The sequence below is a fragment of the Streptomyces milbemycinicus genome (assembly GCF_002154605.1).
In the GTDB taxonomy this organism is placed as follows: Bacteria; Actinomycetota; Actinomycetes; order Streptomycetales; family Streptomycetaceae; genus Streptomyces; species Streptomyces milbemycinicus.
In genome coordinates this window covers 1-3,812 of sequence record NZ_MUNE01000935.1, presented here as the reverse complement: position 1 = coordinate 3,812, position 3,812 = coordinate 1, and the positions used below count along the sequence as shown (strand labels likewise).

At 73.6% G+C, this 3,812-nt stretch carries 3 protein-coding genes; all 3 read right to left on the bottom strand.

Annotated elements, in window-relative coordinates:
* Positions 1 to 971 (bottom strand): FAD-dependent monooxygenase (locus tag CCN51_RS49150; protein WP_086861097.1); only part of this gene is annotated, 971 nt, incomplete at its 3' end.
* 32 nt (positions 972 to 1,003) lie between these two features.
* Complete coding sequence (locus CCN51_RS49145) at positions 1,004 to 1,813, bottom strand: SDR family oxidoreductase (RefSeq protein WP_014179425.1); 810 nt, start codon at positions 1,811 to 1,813, stop codon at positions 1,004 to 1,006.
* Positions 1,803 to 3,812 (bottom strand): AMP-binding protein (locus CCN51_RS49140; RefSeq protein WP_086861095.1); only part of this gene is annotated, 2,010 nt, incomplete at its 5' end. The genes CCN51_RS49140 and CCN51_RS49145, both read right to left, overlap by 11 nt.

Below are 3,812 nucleotides of genomic sequence, written 5' to 3'. Positions count from 1 at the left end.
GCGTCCTGGACGGCGAGGTTGATGCCCTGGGCGCCGATCGGGCTGTGGGTGTGGGCGGCGTCGCCGATCAGCACAAGACCGTCGTCGGCCCAGCGCTCGGCCCGCGACGAGAACACGTCCAGCAGGCTGAGGTCACCCTGCGAGCGGATCTGTTCGCGGATGAGGTGGGCGTACGGCGGCACGGCGCGGCAGAGCTCGTCCCTGACGTGGTCCAGGCCCTGTCCGGCGATATCGCGATAGCCCTTGTGCGGCAGGGTCCAGCCGACCTGGATGCGGTCGGGCCACGAGGCGTAGACGAGTACGGGGCTGCCGCCGGCGCGGAACACCCGCACATCGCGGACGGGCGGCTCGACACTGTTGCTTTTGCTCTGGTTGTGGCTCTCCTTGAGCTTGAACCACAGCACATCGTGGGCGAACGCCTCCGTGCGCCCCGCCCCGATGCCCGCCAGCCGCCGGATCCGCGAATAGCGGCCGTCCGCGCCGACGACCACCCGGGCCCGTACGGTGCACGGGCCCACCGGCCCGGCGGCCGTGACACCGGCGACGCGGCCCTCCCGGCGGACAAGACCGCCGACCCGCCGCCCGTCCAGCCAGCGGAAACCGGTGAAGCGATGGCAGTGCGCGAGCAGTTCGTCCAGCACATGCGCCTGCGGGATGCTCAGCAGGTGGTCGTACGGGGCGGGCAGCAGCCGGTAGTCGGCCTCCAGCAGCACACGGTCCCCCTCGACCAGGCGGAACCGGTCGTGCTCGTGTCCGCCGCGCGCCCGGGCCCCGGCCAGTACGCCGAGGTCGTCCAGCAGCGCCATCGCGCCGGGCTGCAGGATCTCGCCGCGGAACTCCCGGTGGTGCGTACGGGAGCGCTCCACCACCGTCACCCGCACCCCGGAGCGCAGCATCAGCAGCGCCAGGACCAGCCCGGCCGGGCCGCCGCCGACCACGCACACATCGGTGTCGAACTCCTCCTCGGCCACCTGCGCTCCCTTCTGACGCGCCGCGGGTGCGCTCACGCGCGCAGCCCCAGACCGCCGTCCGCGGTGATCACCTGGCCCTGGATCCAGCCCGCCTCCGCCGTGCACAGCAGGGCCACCACATCGGCGACATCGGCCGGCGTGGTCAGCCGGCCGCCGGGGGTGCGCGCGGCCAGCGCCGCGGCGGTCGCCGGGTCGGGGGTATCAGGACCCTTGTCGAGCTTCGCGGTGGCGACCGCGTTGACCGCGATCCGGCGGCCCGCCAGCTCCACGGCGAGATAGCCCACCAGGCTCTCCAGCGCCGCCTTGGCGATGCCGGGGCCGACATAGCGCGGCACGGCCCGGTGGGCGCCGCTGCTGGACACCGCGACGATCCGCCCGGGCCCGTACGCCATCAGGTCGGCGATCGCTGAGGCACCGTGCAGCAGCGGGTCCAGGGCAGCCGAGAGGTCGGCCCGTACGCCGTCGGGGCGCGCCCCGACGGCCGGCATCGGATGCCAGGACGCGACGCTGTGCACAAAGATGTCCAGTCGGCCGTACCGCTCGCGCACCTCGGCCAGCAGCGTGTGCAGCTGCTCGGGGCTGGTCACATCCGCCCGCCGGGCGATCGCGCTGCCCTTGAGCCCCGACAGGTCGCGGAGCGCGCGTTCGGCGTCCGCCTCGCTGTGCGCGTAGTCGAGGATCACCTGGGCGCCCGCGGCGACCAGTTTGCGGGCCACCGCGAACCCGACGCCGCGCGTCGCCCCCGTCACCAGCGCGACCTTCCCGTCGAGCCCCAGCGTGGCCGGTTCGGCACCGGCCTCCGCGGGCTCGGGCTCCGCGGGCCTGGGTGCCTCAGCCGACACGATCCGCCGCTTTCCCCACCGCGGCCTGCGCGGCGAGGTGCACGGCGCACTCGGCCGTGCCGAAGGCCGGGGCGTCGGCGCGGGCCGCCCGCCAGGCCTCCGCGTCCGACCACCAGGTGACGAAGGTGTAGTTGCCGGGCCGTGTCAGCGACCGGCTGAAGTCGGCGTGCAGAAAGCCCGGCCGCGCCGTCAGGGCGCGGGCGTACTCCCGGTAGGAGTCGTCGAACGCGTCGAGGCTGAGCCCAGCACCCTCAATGCCCAGCCGTTCGACGACCACCACCGGCGCGCCCTCCGTGACATCGCCGCCCGTACGCAGCACATTGCGGGACGGGTCGGCGTCCACCTCCACCACTTCGTGGAACTCCTTGGCGTGTGCCTGGAACACCTCGCTGCCCCGCACCCGCTGGAAGGACTCGGGCGAACGCCAGCGGCCGAGGTTGATGTACGCCCCGGGCCGCTCCACCAGCCGCACCGCCTGGTGTGAGTCGAAGCCCTCCTGGGCGCGCATCCACGCCACATGGTCGAGAAAACGCCGCTCGAACTCATCGGCCCGGCCGTGGTCCTTGAGCGTGAAAGTGTTGATGACGGTGAACAGACCGGTCGGGTGGTCCACGGTACGGCCTTCCTGGGTTCGGACAGGAGCGTGGTCAGGGGTTCGTGTCTGGAGGCGTGTGATGAGGGCGTCGCGCAGGGCGCGGCGCTGCACCTTTCCGTTCGCGTTGCGCGGGATGGCGTCCACCGCCTCGATGTGGTGAAGCCGCTGGTAGTACGGGAGCTGATCGGCCACGGCCGCCCCAATGGCTGCCAAGCGGCCCTCGTCCGGGCCGGTCGCACGCGGCTGAAGCACCACCAGCGCGGCGGCGAGCCCGCCCCGCGCGGCGTCCGGCAGGCCGAAGACCACGGCCTCGCGGACCAGTTCATGGCCGAGCAGCACCTGCTCGATCTCCGTCGGGGCGACGAGGAAGTTGTCGCATTTGAAGGTGTCCCCGAGCCGGTCGACCAGGAACAGCCGTCCCTCCCCGTCGATCCGCCCGACATCGCCGGTGGAGAACCAGCCGCCGTCCTCCAGGCCGGTGCCGTCCGGGCCGCCGAGGTAGCCCTTCATCACCTGCGGGCCGCGCACCTGCACCTCTCCCGCCTCGTCGGGCGCGAGCACCGTACGGCGCTCGACGTCCACGACCCGGCACTCGGTGCCGGCCACCGGGCGGCCCACCGAGCCGGGCACCGGGCGGCCGGGGTCGTCGCTGTGGGTCAGCGGGGAGGTCTCGGCGAGCCCGTACCCCTGGAACACCGGCACCCCGAACCGCTCGGCCAGCCGCGTCGCGTCCCGCACCGGCAGCGCCGATCCGCCGGACGCGATCTGCCGCACGGTCGCGAGCCGCAGCCCGTCAAGGGCGGGGGCGGCGGCGAGCCGGGCGAGGCGGACCGGAAGGCTGTAGAAGTGCGTGGCGCAGTGGCGGTTGGCGGCCTCGACCGCGTCGATCGGGTCGGGCGCGGCGCACAGCACCTGTGTGGCGCCCGCGAACAGGGCCGAGTTGAGATGCATGGGGTGGTAGGTGGGCAGGTGGTTGAGGGCGACCGAGCCATGGCCGAGGCGGTGTGCCTCGGCGATCTGCGCGGCGTTGACGACCAGGTTGCGATGGGTGAGCCGGACGGCCTTGGGCAGCCCCGTCGTCCCGCTCGTGAACTGGACGCACACCACGTCGTCCGGGCTCACCGCGCCCGGCGGCCCGACGAGCGTCCGATTCTCCATGTTCTCCAGGACACCGTCGAGGCGCGCGACGCCCGGCCCGGTCCCCGGGGGCGCGACCGGGCCGATCAGCACCACCTCCCGTAGCGCGGGCAGCCGGTCGCGCACCGGGGCGAGCCGCGCGTACAGCCCGGCGTCCACCAGCGCCAGCCGCGCCTCGCTCACCGACAGGGTGTGCAGCAGCGCCTCCTCGCGCAGCGGAAACGTGGTGGCGGTGGTCAATCCGCTGCTGCGCGAGGAGGCGCTGCT